This is a genomic window from Marinicella rhabdoformis, from assembly GCF_009671245.1.
Classification (GTDB): Bacteria; Pseudomonadota; Gammaproteobacteria; order Xanthomonadales; family Marinicellaceae; genus Marinicella; species Marinicella rhabdoformis.
Genome location: NZ_VTFS01000003.1, coordinates 516463 through 534630 on the forward strand (window position 1 = coordinate 516463; position 18168 = coordinate 534630).

16 protein-coding genes and 1 pseudogene are annotated in these 18168 nt (G+C 42.7%); 8 read left to right on the forward strand and 9 right to left on the reverse strand.

Annotated elements, in window-relative coordinates; genetic code table 11:
* Positions 1-194: 194 nt before the first annotated feature.
* From FET73_RS10150 to FET73_RS10165, 4 genes are all read right to left on the reverse strand, one after another.
* A complete protein-coding gene (locus FET73_RS10150) occupies positions 195-485 on the reverse strand; it encodes a hypothetical protein (RefSeq protein ID WP_154223823.1) in 291 nt (96 codons plus the stop codon).
* A 302-nt stretch (positions 486-787) separates the two neighbouring features.
* The gene (locus tag FET73_RS10155; protein WP_154223824.1) at positions 788-2467 is read right to left on the reverse strand and encodes an aminotransferase class V-fold PLP-dependent enzyme; all 1680 of its coding nucleotides are present in this window, start codon (positions 2465-2467) and stop codon (positions 788-790) included.
* Between the two features lie 123 nt (positions 2468-2590).
* Entirely contained in the window at positions 2591-3319 is a 729-nt protein-coding gene (gene rluF / locus FET73_RS10160) for a 23S rRNA pseudouridine(2604) synthase RluF (RefSeq protein WP_179952216.1), read from the reverse strand.
* A gap of 168 nt (positions 3320-3487) precedes the next feature.
* On the reverse strand, positions 3488-5626 hold the full coding sequence (locus FET73_RS10165; RefSeq protein WP_154223826.1) for a prolyl oligopeptidase family serine peptidase: 2139 nt from the start codon (positions 5624-5626) through the stop codon (positions 3488-3490).
* A gap of 155 nt (positions 5627-5781) precedes the next feature.
* Between FET73_RS10165 and FET73_RS10170 the strand changes: the two genes are divergently transcribed.
* From FET73_RS10170 to metL, 5 genes are all read left to right on the forward strand, one after another.
* Positions 5782-6750, forward strand: a complete 969-nt coding sequence (locus tag FET73_RS10170) for an XdhC family protein (protein ID WP_154223827.1) — start codon at positions 5782-5784, stop codon at positions 6748-6750.
* Between the two features lie 7 nt (positions 6751-6757).
* A complete protein-coding gene (locus FET73_RS10175) occupies positions 6758-7315 on the forward strand; it encodes a nucleotidyltransferase family protein (RefSeq protein ID WP_154223828.1) in 558 nt (185 codons plus the stop codon).
* Positions 7316-7486: 171 nt separating this feature from the next.
* A complete protein-coding gene (locus FET73_RS10180) occupies positions 7487-8530 on the forward strand; it encodes an alpha/beta fold hydrolase (protein ID WP_179952217.1) in 1044 nt (347 codons plus the stop codon).
* A complete protein-coding gene (metB, locus tag FET73_RS10185) occupies positions 8430-9707 on the forward strand; it encodes a cystathionine gamma-synthase (protein WP_154223830.1) in 1278 nt (425 codons plus the stop codon). The genes FET73_RS10180 and metB overlap by 101 nt, the downstream gene beginning before the upstream one ends.
* On the forward strand, positions 9700-12075 hold the full coding sequence (gene metL, locus FET73_RS10190) for a bifunctional aspartate kinase/homoserine dehydrogenase II (RefSeq protein ID WP_154223831.1): 2376 nt from the start codon (positions 9700-9702) through the stop codon (positions 12073-12075). The genes metB and metL overlap by 8 nt, the downstream gene beginning before the upstream one ends.
* 94 nt (positions 12076-12169) lie before the next feature.
* Here metL and ssb read toward each other — a convergent pair whose 3' ends face one another.
* On the reverse strand, positions 12170-12676 hold the full coding sequence (gene ssb, locus FET73_RS10195; RefSeq protein ID WP_154223832.1) for a single-stranded DNA-binding protein: 507 nt from the start codon (positions 12674-12676) through the stop codon (positions 12170-12172).
* A 273-nt stretch (positions 12677-12949) separates the two neighbouring features.
* Here ssb and FET73_RS10200 point away from each other — a divergent pair, with 273 nt between their 5' ends.
* Positions 12950-13477, forward strand: a complete 528-nt coding sequence (locus tag FET73_RS10200; protein ID WP_179952218.1) for a GspH/FimT family pseudopilin — start codon at positions 12950-12952, stop codon at positions 13475-13477.
* 157 nt (positions 13478-13634) lie between these two features.
* Positions 13635-13850 (forward strand): annotated as a pseudogene (locus FET73_RS15275) (GIY-YIG nuclease family protein); the annotation flags it as partial.
* Positions 13851-13997: 147 nt separating this feature from the next.
* On the opposite strand, the gene FET73_RS10210 reads toward FET73_RS15275, so the two are convergent.
* Together FET73_RS10210 and FET73_RS10215 are read right to left on the reverse strand one after the other, a co-directional pair.
* Complete coding sequence (locus FET73_RS10210) at positions 13998-14324, reverse strand: HesB/IscA family protein (protein WP_154223833.1); 327 nt, start codon at positions 14322-14324, stop codon at positions 13998-14000.
* Positions 14325-14527: 203 nt separating this feature from the next.
* A complete protein-coding gene (locus tag FET73_RS10215) occupies positions 14528-14890 on the reverse strand; it encodes a phasin family protein (RefSeq protein WP_154223834.1) in 363 nt (120 codons plus the stop codon).
* Positions 14891-14997: 107 nt separating this feature from the next.
* Between FET73_RS10215 and FET73_RS10220 the strand changes: the two genes are divergently transcribed.
* Entirely contained in the window at positions 14998-15768 is a 771-nt protein-coding gene (locus FET73_RS10220; RefSeq protein ID WP_154223835.1) for a hypothetical protein, read from the forward strand.
* Positions 15769-15845: 77 nt separating this feature from the next.
* Here the strand turns inward: FET73_RS10220 and lpxC are convergent, their stop codons facing one another.
* Together lpxC and ftsZ are read right to left on the reverse strand one after the other, a co-directional pair.
* Complete coding sequence (gene lpxC, locus FET73_RS10225; protein WP_154223836.1) at positions 15846-16757, reverse strand: UDP-3-O-acyl-N-acetylglucosamine deacetylase; 912 nt, start codon at positions 16755-16757, stop codon at positions 15846-15848.
* A 169-nt stretch (positions 16758-16926) separates the two neighbouring features.
* Complete coding sequence (gene ftsZ, locus FET73_RS10230) at positions 16927-18147, reverse strand: cell division protein FtsZ (protein WP_154223837.1); 1221 nt, start codon at positions 18145-18147, stop codon at positions 16927-16929.
* Positions 18148-18168: the final 21 nt, after the last annotated feature.

An 18168-nucleotide genomic window follows, 5' to 3' on the forward strand; every position in this document is an offset into this window, starting at 1 on the left:
AAAGTCCTCGATTGAGGGCTTCTTTGATATGGGGCATGACTTAAATGTATAGTAACGTTTTAAGCTAACGCCAAGCTCACCGGCACATACTGTGGAGAGCGTTTTTGTGTAAAATGGAGCGCCAGCGACCTACACAAAAACGAGCGTAGCAGTATGTGTCCGCGTGGAGCTTTTTGTTAGGCAATTTGCAGCATTTAACTTTGCTTCTGTTTAGAAAAACTAAAGTTGAAATCCCGTTTCTGAACATTACGATTATCATATTCAGCCCACCACAGAACATTACGATGATCATCAATGGCTTTTTCTGTATAACTGGCCAATGAGTCATAATCACTTTCCGATAAGTAGAGCGCACTTCTGACAATACGCGAAATACTTACCTCTGTTTCAATTGACAATAAAGGCTCGATAATTTTCTTAGCTCTTTCTACGTCAGAATATTTGTCTTTTATCCATTTCTCAATGTCATCTGCGTACTTATTCATGTTGTGCCTAACAACTTATTAAATAAGCATTCTATACAATTAACAAAGTATTTTGCACTGAAACAAGTACCTTTATTTAGTGACTTTTGGCTTTTAATTTTACATATTTACATATATCGCGTTATATTTCAAAAATACCGTGATTGAAGTGCATTAATGCGTGGCCATTACTGTTTATCGTGTTAAATGTGCATTTTTAAAATTACAGCTGGGTGGACTTTTCCCATCAATCCAACCTCAATAAACACAATAAAAAGCGCCATATTCCGCCCATTGTGGTGGGCGGAGCCCACCCTACTTTTTCAAACAATAAACTGGTTCAGATGTTCAATCTCGGGAAGTTGCTGTGTTTTTCTGACGGGTAATGATTTGGCTTCTGTTCTTAACTTGTCAGCTTCTTGTAAAAACTGTTGGTACAAGGAAGTTCTTAACATCGGCGACAAAGGTTGTGGGTTGTCCAATTCAATCTTGAATGCCGCATCCAATGACAACTCGGGACATGAACCGTCGTCTTTGATGTGCTGCCAACTGGCCTGTTTCAAACAGAATTTATACCAAGGTAAAAATTCAGCACCATTATCGGCAATGAATTTAACACAATCAATGATGTAGTCCACTTCTGGTTCGTCCATCACATAATGAAAACCAACACGGCACCAACCGGGTTTGATCCCATGGTAACCCTGCTCTATCAATGCCCGGTATTGTTCAGATGTTTCTTCATCGATACCTAATAATTGGTGACCATAAGGCCCAGCGCATGAACAACCGGCACGTGATTGGATACCGAACAAATCATTCAGCAATACCGTAATGAATTTGGGGTGTAAATACTTACCCGATGCGGTTTTGATGTTAAAGGAAACTATACCGACTCGGTTTTTTGGATCTTGGTCACCCAAAATTTCAACTCGCGGGTGGTTCTGCCAAGCATCAAAAGCTTTGTCTAACCACTGTTGTTCCAAATCATGAATTTGCTTCGCGCCGACATGGTCTTTGACTTCAAAACACAACGCAGCACGCAAGATTTGTAACACACCCGGCGTGCCTGCTTTTTCACGCTCTTCGATGTCTTCAACGAAATCATGGTCGTGGCGCGCCACATAACTGACCGTACCACCACCTGAAACCGTAGGATTCAAACTGGCGTTGTATATACTTTTGTTAAATACCAAAACACCGGTTGATCCGGGGCCACCTAAAAATTTATGCGGCGACAAGACCAAGGCATCAATGTGCGCCATGCTGTCATCAGGGTGCATGTCTATATCGACATATGGTGCTGAGGCTGCGTAATCAAAAAACACCAATCCACCATATTCATGCATCATGGTCGCCAGCTCTTTGGTTTTCGAAACCAAGCCTGTAACATTCGATGCGGCCGAAAAAGAACCAATCTTCAATCGGTTCTTATATTTGTCCATTTTTAAGTGCTTTTCTAATTGCACCATATCAGCATGACCATCTGCGGCCAAGTCCAATTCAACCACTTCACACAAACCATCGCGCCATGAAATTTCATTCGAGTGGTGCTCATAAGGGCCGACAAATATAACTGGTGATTGGTCTTTGATTTTTTCTAAATCACAATCAGCCGAATCTTCAATTTGTTTACGGGTCGCAGGTGGCAAAAACGTGCCCAAGATTTGTTGTAACTTGGTGATGGCACCAGTGGCTCCCGTTCCAACACAAATGATGCGGTCATCGTCATTGGCACCCAAAGATTTTTTGATTCGGTCTTCGGCATCATGTAACAGCTTGGTCATCGAGCGACCCGTCATGTCATCTTCGGTGTGGGTGTTGGCGTAATTACGCTGTAATTTCATCAAGTATTTTTCGATGAACGTCAATGTTCTACCCGAAGCTGTGTAATCACAATACGTCATCAAGCGCTGCCCAAAAGGCGTACAAAACGGTGCATCGACACCAATGATGGCTTGGCGTAAACTTTCGGGTTTTAAACTGGTTTCTTTGGTGTTCATGTCTTGACTCTTATCGACGCAAAATTCAAAGGCGACAGTGTATCAGCTTTTTAAACTTTATACATTAGATTATGCTAATATTTAATTAAGTCAACACCAGCACCCCCTCAAGAAACAAAACACTTAAAGCATAAGCGAGGCATTCAGCATAACTGATATTTCTGAAACGGTTAATTCACGCCAATGACCCAATGGCAAATCATTTAAATGAACATGCATGATTCGCACGCGTTCAAGCTTCTCAACTTTGAATCCATGGTATTGACACATGCGACGGATTTGGCGGTTGAGCCCTTGGGTTAAAGTGATGCTGAAAACGCGGTCTGATTCTTGAAGGACTGTACAAGGTTTTGTTACTTGGTCCAACACAGGAACACCTTGGGACATGCTTTGAATGAATTCACTGGTGATGCTTTTATCAACCGTGACCAAGTATTCTTTTTCGTGCTCATGCTCGGAGTTTAATATAAATTCAGCCAGTCCACTTTTGTTGGTGAGTAAAATCAAGCCTTGAGAATCCTTGTCCAAACGACCGACAGGAAACACCCGTTCACTGTAACCCACATGATCAATGATGTTATTTTTCACTGAACTGGCGGCTGTACACACCACACCGATTGGCTTGTTCAACGCAATACAAACCACTTTGTCATCAGCCAGTGGCTCAATCACTTCGCCATCAACAGTAACCACATCACCTTCAGCCACTTGATCACCCAACTTGGCCAGCTGACCATTGATCATCACCACGCCCTGCTTGACCAGTTCATCGGCTTGCTTTCGAGCGAACAAACCACTGCCACTAAGGTATTTATTGATGCGGGTTAGTATTTCAGGATTGATAGGGTTCATCTCTTTTGTTATAGATTGGTGCATTATTACATCAGCATCTGCTGGGCTTATCACGTTCAGCAAGCTTTGGTATCATTTTACAAAATTCTAAATGAATGCTTAATCAAGAATTGCATAAAAAAGGCCCTGTTTAACAGAGCCCTTAATTATTCAAACCACACCTTCAACTTACTTCAAATGCGTCCACAAGTGGGTGAAGGCCAAGGCCAATCTTTCGGCCAATTGTTCATTCGTGCTTGAGCCACCGTGACCGCCTTCGGTGTTTTCATAGTACCAAATCGGATAACCATAGGATTTCATCTTGGCCGCCATTTTTCTGGCATGACCTGGATGAACGCGGTCATCGCGGGTTGAGGTGTAGAAGAAAGTCGCAGGATAGTCTGTGTCTTTTTTCAGGTTTTGGTACGGACTGTATGCTTTCATGTAGGCCCATTGCTCAGGAATGTCGGGGTTTCCATACTCACCCATCCATGAAGCACCGGCGAGTAATTTGTTGTAACGCTTCATGTCCAACAGCGGCACACCACAAACAACGGCACCGTATAGATCAGGACGTCTTGTCATGGTGGCACCCACCAACAAGCCACCATTTGAGCGACCTTCTATGCCCAAGTGTTCTGGCGATGTAATTTTACGTTTGATTAAATCTTCGGCCACGGCTTCAAAATCTTCATATGATTTGGTTTTATTCTCAAGCAGGGCTGATTTGTGCCATTTAGGGCCATAAGCGCCACCGCCACGGATATTGGCTGAAACATATACACCGCCACGGTCTAACCACATTTTACCGTAAGCACCTTCCAATGCTTCATAGGAACCTGAGTATGATGGGGTCAATGAGTTACGGAAACCACCATAGGAAAAAATATGGGTGGGGTTTTTACCATTGAACTCAGTGTCTTTATTCATGATAACAAAGTATGGAACAAACGTGCCGTCTTCAGAACGCGCAAAAAACTGTTCTACTTTATAAGGTGTACCATCAAAGCTGGCTGCTTGTGACATCACTGATTTGGTTTTTAAGCTTTTACCATCCACATGATATAAAGTCGGTGGAGTGGTAAACGACTCATATTGGGCAAAGAAACTGCCACTTTCACCGTCCACGGCATTCAAACTGATGGTGCCATTGGCTGGGAAATCGACTGTTTTACTTGACCATTGATCATCGTCTTTACTGAACACCATGACTTTACCCACCACATCTTCTAACATGGTCACGATCACTGTGTCGCTGGTCGTTCTGATTGATTCAATGTTTTGATTAGCCTTTGGCTCTAAAAACACATCCCAATCACCTTTTTCAATCAACGATTTTTCACCCGTTAAAATTTCAGGTTTGAACATTAATACCGTGCCTTCGCTTAATAATTGACCGTCAAACTGCCAGTCTTCTTTGAGCGATACAATCATCATCTCTTTGAATGAACCATTGATTACAGCTGATTCAGGTAACTGCAAAGCCACAGGCTTGCCATCAACCAACTTGTGGTAACGTGATGTCCAGAATGACGTGCCTTCAATGATGAAATCTTTGGCATCATCACCTTCACCTGAACGGTAAGCCATCACCCAAACGGCTGAAGGATCCACTTCCATCAGTGTTTTGGCTTGGGCCAAATCATCACCGCGCTGCCATAATTTAACGATGCGAGGATAACCCGAATCGGTCATCGAACCTTCGCCAAAATCTGTACCGACGAATAAATGGTCTTTGTCACGCCATGAAACGCGCATTTTTGAGTTGGGCAATGAAAATCCATCCTTGATGAATTTTTTCTTTTTCATATCAAACTCTTTCATCACCACCGAATCACCACCACCTGGTGAAATGTACGTCAAACAGCGGCGGTACTTGGGCGACAAACACTCCATGCCTTTAAAGACCCACTGGCCTTCGTTGTCTTTGTTGTATTGATCCATGTCTAAGACCACTTGCCATTTGGGCTTGTTGTTTTTGTAGTCTTTTAATTTGGCTCGGCGGTAAACACCACGTGGATTTTTGTCGTCTTTCCAATAGTTATAAACCCAGTCACCACGTTGAGAAATTGATGGTATGCGTGATTTGCCATTCAAAGCACTCATCGCCTCGTCGAATAACTCTTGGTAAATTGGCATCGCTTTGTATTGATCTGCCGTGTCTTTGTTTTGCTCTAAAACCCAGTTCATCGACTTATCAGCGTCAACATCCTCTAGCCACATAAAGGGGTCTTCAGCTGACTCTTTGGCCTGCACCGAAGTCGACAACAGACCAGCGGCCAGTATCCCTTTCAATAGTCCATTCACCATGAAATTAAATTTCTTCATCATATTTCTCGACATAAAAAAGGAAAAATCTTACCAGTTTTACGTGGCTTTTGCAGGCACTTTACCTCAGGCTAAAGAAATTCGTGACTTCTGACCCCTGTATATTAATGTGTATATAATCAACAATTAATCATTACCAACTTGACACTTAAAACATGCTCGTAGAAATCGCACCGCTTTGGTCTATTTTATTGTCCTCACAAAAACGCAAGGAAGCGCTGGTTTTGGCCACATTGGTTGACGTCAAAGGTTCCAGCTACAAAAAACCAGGTGCGATGTTATTGGTAGAAACTGACGGACAAACACACGGTTTGCTTAGTGGCGGTTGTTTGGAAGCCGACATTGCCGAACATGCGCGTGATGTTTTTGAAACAGCTGTAGCCAAAGTCTTACACTATGACCTCAGTGATGACAGCATTTTTGGATTGGGCGCAGGATGTGACGGCCAAATAACGGTCTTGTTGCAGCTATTAGGCGGTGATTACCAACCGCTTGCCTCATTGAACCCATTACCCACTGAAGCACAATCGACCCAGTTATGGCTTAATTATCAAGACAATGATTCACCTTTGGGCGCTTATTGTGTTGCACAAAACAAACAACTGCGCAGTAATCATGACAACTGGCAACAACATGTCCAGCACGATTCACCGCCACCTTTAACATACCAAGTACCGCCCAAAGTCGCCGTTTGTGGCGCGGGCATTGACGCCCATCCATTGTGTCAAATGATGGCTCAATTACACTGGCATGGCCTGAGCTTTGACCATCGCAGTGGCTTATTGACCACTGAAAAATTGCCACCAAATTGGCAAACATTTAAACCAAAACTGCTGACTGAACAAGTGAAACAGCAGGGTATCGATGCCATCATCATCATGAGTCACAACATCAATCGAGACGCCGATTACTTACGCCAAGCTTTTGAGTCAGATGTGCGATTTATTGGTCTATTGGGTCCGCCTCAACGCAGAGACAAAGTGTTGAGCAAAGCGGGTATAAGCTTGAACCAAATAGGTGATCGCTTGCATGCACCTGTGGGTTTGAACTTGGGTGGTCGTTTGCCTGAGAACATCGCCCTGTCTATTTGTGCTGAATTACAACAACATTTCTTTAAATCATGAACCACTTATGAACATTCATGCTTTAATTCTGGCAGCAGGTGAATCCAAGCGATTAGGCCAACCCAAGCAATTGATACAATTCGAAGGTAAAACATTGTTAGCACATGTTATGTCACACCTTGAACCGCTGGTGACAATGACCCATGTGGTTCTCGGTGCTCATGAAGAAACAATCAAACAAAATGTGGTGATAAAGCACCCGCTAAGCAACCCAAACTGGCAACAAGGCATGGCGAGCTCTTTGGCTTTTGGGATCAGCAACTTACCTGATTGCGATGCCGTCTTGGTTGCTTTATCTGATCAAATACTGATTCCTGTTGAGCATTATCAAAATCTGATTTCTGCTTCAAACAGTTTCCCTGAACACATCATCGCAACCCAACACAAAAGCCTGGGTGTTCCGGCCATTTTTCCTGCTCAATACTTTACTCAATTATCCACACTCACTGGCGACCTAGGCGCCAAAGCCATCATTACCAATCAGCTGTCACAAGTTAAAACCATCGCATGCCAACAAGCCGCATTTGACATAGATTGCCCAGCTGACCTTTCTGTTCTTAATTAAATCATTCATTGCCACATTTGCTCATCATCAGGCCAACCAACAGCTGATGAACCCACTAAAACGACCTCATTCAATCCACAAACCTTATATCAAATAGACATATAGACGGCTAAATGATTGCAAACCATGCGCTCTTGTGTAGAATTGTGGACGTTTAGACGGCTATATGACATGAAAACAAATAACAAACAATTCACATTAAGCATACCGAGCTTTGCCCTGCACCACGGCGGACAAAGTGGCGATTTGTTTGTGCGTTGCTCATTATTTGGCGACATTGATTTACCGGTAGTGGTCGTTTTAGGAGGTATTTCTGCTAATCACTTGGTTTCAGATGACGCACAAACTTCTGAAAAGGGCTGGTGGCGCGATGTGGTCAATCACGATACATTTCTGAATGGCAAACAAGTGGCTGTTCTGTCTTTTGAATACATCACACTAAAAGAAGAAAGTAAAATGCTCAGCACCCATGATCAAGCCAACGTGTTGGCGTCAATTCACCAACAACTTAACATACCAGCTTTTTTATCGGTAATAGGCTGCTCTTACGGCGGCATGGTGGCCCAAGCTTTTGCATCAACTTACCCACAACTAACCCACAGTTTGATTAACTTGGTTGCCGCTCATAAGAACAGCATTCGCAGCCAAGCATTGCGACTCATTCAAAGACAAATCATGTCTTTGGCTGATGACAGTAAAACCAACAGTCAGCACACGGCCTGTGCACGTGCCTTGGCCATCATGACGTACCGAGGTGTTGAAGAATTTGATCAGCGGTTTGACAACTTATCTGAAGCACAATCATACCTAGAGCACAATGGAAATGTGTTTGCACAGCGGTTTTCCTCACGTCGCTATGCACAACTGTCTGCATCAATCGACACACATGAAATCGACCCCAGCAGCATCAAAACACCCACATTAATCATAGCCACCGACAGTGACCAATTGGTCCCTGTGAGTTTGGTAAAAGCATTTGCAGATCAAGTTTCAGCACCTTGTGAATGTCACATCATTCCATCAGCCTTTGGCCACGATGGATTTTTAAAAGAACACCAAGCCATCAAACCCTTGTTGGCACATTTTTTATCGCAACTAATTTCGGAGCAATCACATGACGCAACAGACACCAACCATTGGAACACCAGGGTCCAACACACATCACACCAGTGTTCAGAACAACAGACCGCAAAATTCACAAACGCTGTCTGTTAGGGCCGGTATTGATACAGACACCCAGCACGGAGCCGTAACTCCTGCGCTGTACTTATCAAGCAACTACAGTTTTGCGGACTTTGACCAACCCAGAAAATATGATTATTCTCGCTCTGGCAACCCAACCCGTGATTTGTTGGCTGAAGCCTTAGCCGACTTAGAGCAAGCTGCTGGCGGTGTGGTGACTGCCACTGGCATGGCTGCGGTAACTTTGGTGACGCAACTGGTACCCAAAGGTGGTTTGGTGATTGCACCGCATGATTGCTATGGCGGCACATTCCGCTTGTTGAATACATTACATGAAAAAGGCATTCTGGAAGTGGCCTTCATTGACCAATCTGATGCCAATAAGGTCAGAGCTGCATTGACCCGCGGTGCGGATTTGTTGTGGATAGAAACACCGAGCAACCCTTTGCTTCGTGTGGTTGATGTACAGTCATTGTGTGACTTAGCAGGTGATAAAGTTTTGAAAGTGGTCGATAACACCTTTTTGTCCCCCGCTTTACAGCAGCCTTTGAATTTAGGTGCAGACTTGGTGATTCACTCCACCACCAAATACATCAACGGCCATTCTGATGTCGTTGGTGGGGCCGTATTAGCCAAAACACCTGAGTTAGCCGAACGGGTCCAATGGTGGGCCAACTGCATCGGTATCACGGCAGCACCTTTTGACTGTTTATTGACATTGCGAGGCCTCAGGACATTGCATGTGCGTTTGCAACAACATGTAGTCAATACAGAAGCAGTGATCGAAGCCTTACAAAACCACCCAGCAGTTGGGCACATTTATTATCCTGGACTGACCGACCACCCTGGTCATCAGATTGCCAAAAAGCAACAAAAAGGTTTTGGAGCGATGTTGTCTTTTGAAATCAAGGGCGGTGAAACAGAAGTGCGTCAATTCTTGGCTGAATTAAAACTGTTCACATTAGCCGAGTCATTGGGCGGCGTTGAATCATTGGTGTGTCACCCTGCGACCATGACCCATGCCGCCATGACTGCTGAAGCACGAATTAAAGCTGGCATTTCACAGCAACTGATCCGATTGTCTGTTGGCATAGAGCACAGCGATGATTTGTTGGCTGATTTAAACCAAGCACTTGATCAATGTGCATCACAACGATGTTCATTACACCCTATTCAATCCAAACAAGTAAAACAAAAACAACATGGCTGATTCAAACCAACACCAAAAACAAAGAAACCATTTGCATCAAAAGGCGAATAAAAAAAGGCCCAGCGTACACAAGTTTGGCGGCAGCAGCTTAAAAAATGTCCAGAGTGTTCAGCAAGTCATCAACCGCATTGTTGAGCAAGCCAATCCTGGTGATTTTGTCGTCGTATCAGCCAATGGCAAGATGACTGATTTGTTGTTCAAGTTGATTAATGGAGAACCCGATGCCGCGTCAACAATCAGCAATTACATATGTCAATTGGTCACAGATTTACTTGGTGAATCGCACGAATTACTACCTACCATAAAACGTGACTTGGTAGACATCAAAGCGCTGAATAACATAGAGAACATGAATTGTTTACTGGCATATGGCGAGCTTTGGTCAGCACAGATATTATCCGCTTGCTTGGCGCAACAATCGCACCAAGCTGACTGGCTTGATGCCAGGCATTTATTCCGCATCAATGACCATGACCACAGCATAGACCATCAACGATTGAATAACAGTTTGGCCCAATTGATTTCAAAAAATCCTGCGGCTTATCACGTCATCACTGGCTATATTGCCACCAACCAAACAGGGAAAACCATCACTTTGGGACGCAATGGCAGCGACTATACCGCCACGTTAGTTGCTGAAGCCATACATGCCGATGAAGTTAACTTGTGGACCGACGTCGATGGCATATTTACCGCCGACCCAAATGTATTGGAAGAGGCACAAAAAATTGAGCAATTGTCCTTATGTGAGGCCCAAGCGCTGTCAGAGCTGGGTTCCAATGTTTTACACCAACAAACCATCAGCCCACTGCTTAATAACCGCACCGAAATCATCATCAGACAAACACAGAAAAAACACAAAGGTACAACCATTACACGAGAACAAGTTGCAGAACAACAAGTAAAAACAATCACCAGCAAACATGATTTAACGTTGTTTAATATCACCCACCTAACCGAATGGCAAGCGAAAAAATTCCAAACGGCCTTGGTCGCACAACACATTTACAGCTACACCAATAGGTATGATAAAACCCAGCATGAATTGCACTTTTGTGTGGCAACTAGCGACGCTTTTGTGGTGAATCAACTGGCAAAAAACCACAATTTAAACCTGTTGCAAAAAGCAAATAAACAATCGTTGATCAGTCTGGTCGGTCAAAACATCAGGCAATCTCCACACATATTAACCACCTTGCTTCAAAGAACCAGCCACTTTAACATCACCAACATATATTACCCTGCCAATGAACACACACTGTGTATTTTATTACCACAACTGCATTCGAAAGCTTTACTGAGGGATTTACATCAAACTTTTTTCAGTCTGGCACCATCGTTACCGATTATTATTCTGGGTTATGGCAACATTGGCCAAGCATTTATTCAACTCCTGAAGCGCAACCAATCTGCAATAGAACAACAAATCAACCAATCATTGTCATTGTGGGCAGTGGCAACGAGTAAACAATGCCATGTTGATCGGAATGGTTTATTGTCTGGCGAAATCAAGCTTAAACCCAAAGGATCTGTGTCAGACAACTTAGCCCAATTACTCGATGATTTATCTGGAAAAGCAGCTGTTGTCATTGACTTAACAGCGAGTGAAATTATAGCCCAACATTATCCTGACTGGGCATCAGCTCAATGGCACATCATCAGCGCCAATAAAGTCGCTGCTGCTGATAAAACATTGTCACAACAAACACAAAATGAAATCAACAAAAGTCATCGTCTGTGGCTAAAAAACACAACCGTAGGGGCGGCTTTACCCGTCCAAAGCAGCATCCAAGGATTGAGAGAAACGGGCGACCGCATTCAATGCATCAGTGGCGTATTCTCAGGTTCACTTTCCTGGTTAATGGGTCATTACAAAGGTGAAGGCTTCACTGCCTTAGTGAAACAAGCAAAGGAACAAGGCTTCAGTGAACCAGACCCACGCGACGACCTGTCAGGTCAAGATGTTTACCGCAAAGCTTTGATTTTGGCCCAAGAAGCAGGATTTAACCCGCAGGACATTCACTTTAAACCCTTGTTGCCTAAAAAATACCTGACTGGAGATTTGAATGATTTTTGGTCACAAAATGAAGCCATCGATCAATACATCCATCAACTGTGGCAACAAGCCCAAGATGATGACAAAACACTGTGCTATTTGGCAAACATCACCGCCGATGAAATTCACATCAGCCTGCAGGCACTGCCTGCATGTCACCCAGCAGCCCAAATACAACCCAGCGACAATGTCTTCGTCATAGAAAGCCAAAACTACAGCAACAACCCGCTGGTCATACAAGGCCCTGGCGCTGGACGCGAAGTTACCGCAGCAGGCGTATTGAACGACCTGTTGAAAGTGCTTAAAGCATGATACCAGAAATATCAGACGCGAAATATCAGGCACAAAAAAGGCCGCTACCTGCGGCCTTTGACAATATGTCCAATGATTATTATTTTGCTATGAATTAAAACGGGATTTCATCATCAAAATCATCAAAATCAGGTACAGGGGCATTGTTCTGAGATTGATTGCTGCCTGAAGGTGAGCTGGGTTTGGGAGCCGATGGCGCGCTGCCGCCATACCCACCAGCTTGTTGGTTAGATTGTTGCCCACTATATTGGCCACCGCCACCGCCTTGTTGTCCGCCCAGCATTTGCATTTCATTGGCCAAAATTTCAGTGGTGTACCTGTCGGCGCCACTTTGGTCTTTCCATTTGTTGGTGCGTAATTTACCTTCTATATAAACTTGACGTCCTTTTTTCAAATATTCGCCGGCAATTTCAGCCAAGCGGCCAAAAAACACCACACGGTGCCATTCTGTTTTTTCTTGACGATTGCCTTCCTTGTCTTTCCAGTTTTCTGTGGTTGCCAAAGAAATGGTGGTTACAGCTGCGCCACCTGGTGTGTATCGCACTTCTGGGTCATTTCCCAGGTTGCCTACGATGATGACTTTATTGATACCTCTTGCCATGTTGATTCCTTTTTTATATTTAAAAATTCAGCTTTCGATTATACGTTTCAGCGACCCCATCTTTCAAGACAAGCCTTATCATAATTCAAATGCCAATTAAGCACTTACCATCATAAGTGAAAGCCAGCACACTTACTGTCATATTTGACACTTCTAAAGGTAAGCATTATCAGCAGGTGTCAGAAATTATTGACGGCTGTAGTCAATGTTTGACTACAGACAGCCGATTTCATATATAGAACAATAACAAGTTCATTATCAATGGAGCTCAATATGAACAATTCACCTCAAACCATCAAAGGATTTACACTGATAGAAATAATCATCGGTTTGGCCTTAATCACCATTCTGACCGGCTATGGCATGCCCGCCTATCAAAACCTCAAAATGAATAAAGACATGACAAATGCGATTAACCAGCTGATTGGCGGCTTGAATTATGCCAGGAATCAAAGCATCATTCGTACTGAACAAATCATCGTTTGCCCATCATCAAACTTATCTAGCTGCGCTGCATCTGCTGACTGGCATCAGGGCTGGATGGTTTTTATTGATAAAGACATGAATAGGGTATTTGATGGTTCTGATGAAATACTGACTTCAGAAAACCCCATGAATGAACAGTTAACAGCCCAGTCTTCCGCTTACAGGAAATTAGTCAGGTATGACAAAATGGGGGCTTCTCCCGGAACCAATGTCACCATCAATTTCTGTGACAGCCGCGGTTCTGAATATGCCAAATCAGTGGTGATCAACAACATTGGTCGGCCGAGGGTTAGCCAATCAGGCAGCTGTGGTTGAATAAAGACAAAGATCCTTCGGCTGCGCTCAGGACGACAAAAATACTGTCATTCTGAGCGGAGTGGAAGAATCTGTAAAATTTCTATATGTCATTCTGAGCGGAGTCGAAGAATCTCGATAAGCAACCTGAATTTTCCATCAAAACACTACGAAAACCATGAAAAATTATTATGTATATATCCTAACCAACTATAGAAAAACAGTCCTATATATAGGTGTTACCAGCGATTTAATTCAAAGAACATACCAGCATAAGCAAAAATTAGTGGCTGGATTCACAAGCAAGTATAACGTCACTCGATTGATTTATTTTGAACGTTTTTTGGAGGTTGAAGCGGCGATTTGCAGAGAAAAACATCTCAAAGGATGGCGTAGGTCAAAAAAAGAACACCTTGTCAATGGCACAAACCCTAATTGGAATGACCTTTATTCAAGTATTTGCCAATTTATTTTAAGATCCTTCGGCTGCGCTCAGGACGACAAAAATACTGTCATTCTGAGCGGAGTCGAAGAACCTGAATTAGTTAGTAGTAAAACTCTCGCCACAACCACATTCACCTGTGGCATTCGGGTTTTCGTAAACAAAAATTTGATTGATGCCTTGTTTTTGGTAATCAATGGTGGTGCCTTCTATTTTTTCCAAGGCATCTTTGGGTACGATTAAGGTGATGCCTTTGTCTTCTAACAACACATCATCGCTTTCTATGTTTTGTGCAATGCTGACGTCATAGCCCCAGCCTGAGCAGCCCATTTTTTTTATGGCCACACGAAAACCTTTGGCGTTTTCATCCAAAGACAAGAAATGTGCAATGCGGGCAGCCGCCGTTTCTGTGAGTTGTAATGTCATGTGTGTATTATAGATTTAATTGTTACTGATATGGTTATTAGAATACAATTATTCAAGACAAAAAAAAGCCTTTGCCACCACAACAAAGGCTTTAAATCAGTAGTCTTTATTGACCACTGAGGGGGACGAGGTAAACTCGCTAGGAGAATAAATGAAACTGGCTGCTCACCAAACTGTACGGTAAGCAGCTTTGTTTTGTTTATTTATGCTGCTTTCTTAGCAGACTTTTGGATTTCTTCAATCAAAGTTTCAACACGTTCGCCTAAGTCTTTGATGTCAGCAACGCTTGGGATGTCTAATTTACCCAATACGTTTTCAACTTTAGTTTCAAATAAGTTTTCAACTTTATTGATTTGTTTTGTCGCTAAAGACTTAATGTTCTTAATTTTGCCTTCAGCTTGATCAGTTACTTTGTTTACAGACTTCTTGGTTTGCTTCTCAAATGATTGACCTTCTTTAATCAAGTTTGAGTAAACTTTGTTGGCTTCTTTTTGAGTTAAAGAAACGACGCCTAAGCCAGCCAAAAATACATTTTTTACAGATTTTGTTAATTCATTAGTTTTCATGTGTCACCTTCATAAGTTGAGTTTTGTTAACGATATGCGTATAGTAAAAACTGTTTGTAGAGTAAACACCCTAAAACTAAAATTAATTTAAAATAATTGAAAAAAACATGAAAATAACCGATTGGGATGCCACAGATTCGGCATATATAAAGGATTTAACAGAAAATGATTTATGTGCCAACTGGGAACAATTGCACCTCGCTGATGCAGAACCCTTACCAGAAGGTGAGTTATTAAAGGCTTGGTTGTTGTTTCATCAAGGTCATTATGAACAAGCTGCTATCTCGGCCTTGGAACTGGGTAACCAAGCACTGCCAGTCCTCATGCGTTCGGTTGTTGCCTATACTGATTATGTTGAAGAAGACGAAGATGTCAGTACGGATTTATTGCAACAAGCATATTCTCATGCAGAAGATGCCCTATCAAATGAACACAGCACCAACGCGGCATTCACCACCGCTTTGTGCATGGGTCGTTATGCCCAGCAGTTATCTATAGTAAAAGCATTAAAAGAAGGCTTGGGTAATAAAGTTAAAAATTTATTGGCCAAATCTTTGGGTGATAACCCAAATCATGCCGAAGCACATATTGCTATGGCGATGTATCATGCAGAGATCATTGATAAAGTGGGCAGTATGATTGGTGGATTAACGTATGGTGCATGTGCAGACACTGCTAGAGATCATTTAGAGAAAGGCCTGGCATTGGCACCCAGTGCCATCAATTTGATTGAAGCTGGCAATGCTTACCTTTTATTAGATGGTGAAAAGAAAGGCATGAAAAAAGCCACGGCTTTATATCAGCAAGCGGCCGAATGCGATGCATTAGACTGCCTTCAATCGATGGATGTTGATTTTGCAGCAGACCAAATTGCTTAATATTTTGAGATTTGTTCAGGCATAAAAAAGGCTTGGTTTTGAGACCAAGCCTTTTTTTTAATTTAATTGACAGTCTTTTAAGCAATCACAGGGCTTAAAAATTCTGCCTGTGCAGTTTGTCTTTTGGTTTCAAAAGTGACTATTTCAAAGGCATCTTTTTGCGCCAATAAAGCACGTGCTAAATCATTATTCAATGCATGACCGGATTTATATCCATGATATGCACCTATGATGCTGTGACCTAATTGATATATGTCACCAATGGCATCTAATATTTTGTGTTTGACAAACTCATCTTGATAACGAAGCCCGTCATTATTTAACACACGGTAATCATCTAACACAATCGCATTGTCCATGCTACCACCCAAAGCCAAATTACTGTTGCGAAGCATTTCAATGTCACGCATGAATCCAAATGTTCTGGCACGTGAAATCTCTTTAATGAACGATTGCCTACCCATATCAATAGCGGCTGCTCTGTGGTGGTCTTCGAAAGCGGGGTGATTAAATTCAATTTCAAAAGAAAATTTATTGCCTTTGTGAGGTGTTAATGTGGCAAATTTGTCACCTGCATCTACACGCACTTCTTTCTTAATTTTAATGAATTTTTTGGCTGCGGCCTGCTCTTGAATGCCAGCCGACTGAATCAAGAATACAAATGGCCCTGAAGATCCATCCATAACAGGCACTTCTGATGCACTGAGTTCAACAACACAGTTATCAATCCCCATACCTGCAAACGCAGCCATTAAGTGTTCAACGGTTCCGACTTTGATACCATTCTTAATGAGTGTGGTTGACATGCTGGTTTCACCCACCAATTCAGCTGTCGCTTTGATGCTGATGGGTCTTTTGTAATCAACTCTTGTAAACACGATACCTGTATCAACAGGAGCAGGTTTCAATGTGATAAATACTTTTTGTCCCGTGTGGATTCCCACGCCGGTGGCTCTGACTGTATTTTTTAAAGTTTTTTGTGCGATCATAGGCGCATTTTAATTAGCAAGGGCTACAAAACCCGTGAATTGTATCACATATAAGTCATCTTTCAAGCTTATCTGTTGCATTTATACCACAGTGTGACATCCATACCACAAACCAGACGAGGAGGTAGTCGCCTGATTTGTGATCCTTTTCGACCCTTGCTTTAAAACATCAATCCAATTGATTTCTTAAAAAAGTCGGTATATCTAAATAATCATCGTTGTCTAACTCTGCACGAGAATCTCTGAGTTTGTCTACAACCGTATTACCCGTACTTGCAGTACCAGCGTTTTGCTGTGTAGACTCAGACACTTCATCTCGAGTAGCCCTAATTGGCTGTTGACCCATGCTTTGTTGATGAACATTTTGTTGGTTTGTTGTACCAGTGCGTTTAACTTCTACTGGTCTGATCTGAGTTCGCACATTTTGCTGCTCACCTTGATTCAAGCCTGTGGCTACTACTGTGACACGAATCTCATCTGTCAAATCCATATCAATTGAAGTACCAACAACAACCGTGGCTTCATCAGACGCATACTCTTTAATCAATTCACCAATTTCTTCATACTCACCAATGGTCATGTCCATACCTGTAGTGATATTCACCAATACACCAATCGCTCCATGCATATCAATGTCTTCCAATAAGGGAGAATTCAAGGCTAATTCAGTAGCTTGAGCAGCTCGGTCATCACCTTTACCAGAACCCGATCCCATCATCGCCATGCCTTTTTCAGACATGACTGTTTTAACATCGGCAAAATCGACATTAACCAACCCTGGTCGAGTAATCAATTCAGCAATACCTTGTACGGCACCTTGTAACACATCATTGACTGCTTTAAAAGCATTCAACAAAGTCACATCTCTACCAAAATGGGTCAACAACTTGGCATTTGGAATGGTTATCAATGAATCGACATGTTGTTCAAGATCCTGAATACCTTTATTGGCTACGTCCATACGACGCTTGCCTTCAAAAGGAAACGGCTTGGTTACCACTGCAACAGTTAAAATCCCCATTTCTTTGGCAATTTGAGCAATCACTGGTGCAGCACCTGTTCCAGTTCCACCACCCATACCCGCAGTGATGAACACCATATCGGTATCCTGTAAGCATTCTTTCAAACGCTCAGCATCTTCTAATGCAGCTTGACGCCCTGTTTCAGGGTTAGCACCAGCACCTAATCCTTTGGTCACATTTTGACCAATTCTTATGATGCTTTTGCAGCTGTTCTTATCTAAAGCTTGGATATCTGTATTGGTACAGATGAAATCCACACCTTCAATATCAGCATCAACCATTTGTTGTACAGTGTTACCACCGCCACCACCGACACCGATGACTTTGATGACTGCCCCATTTGTTTCTGTTTCCATTAATTCAAACATGTTATTACTACCTCCGGTTGG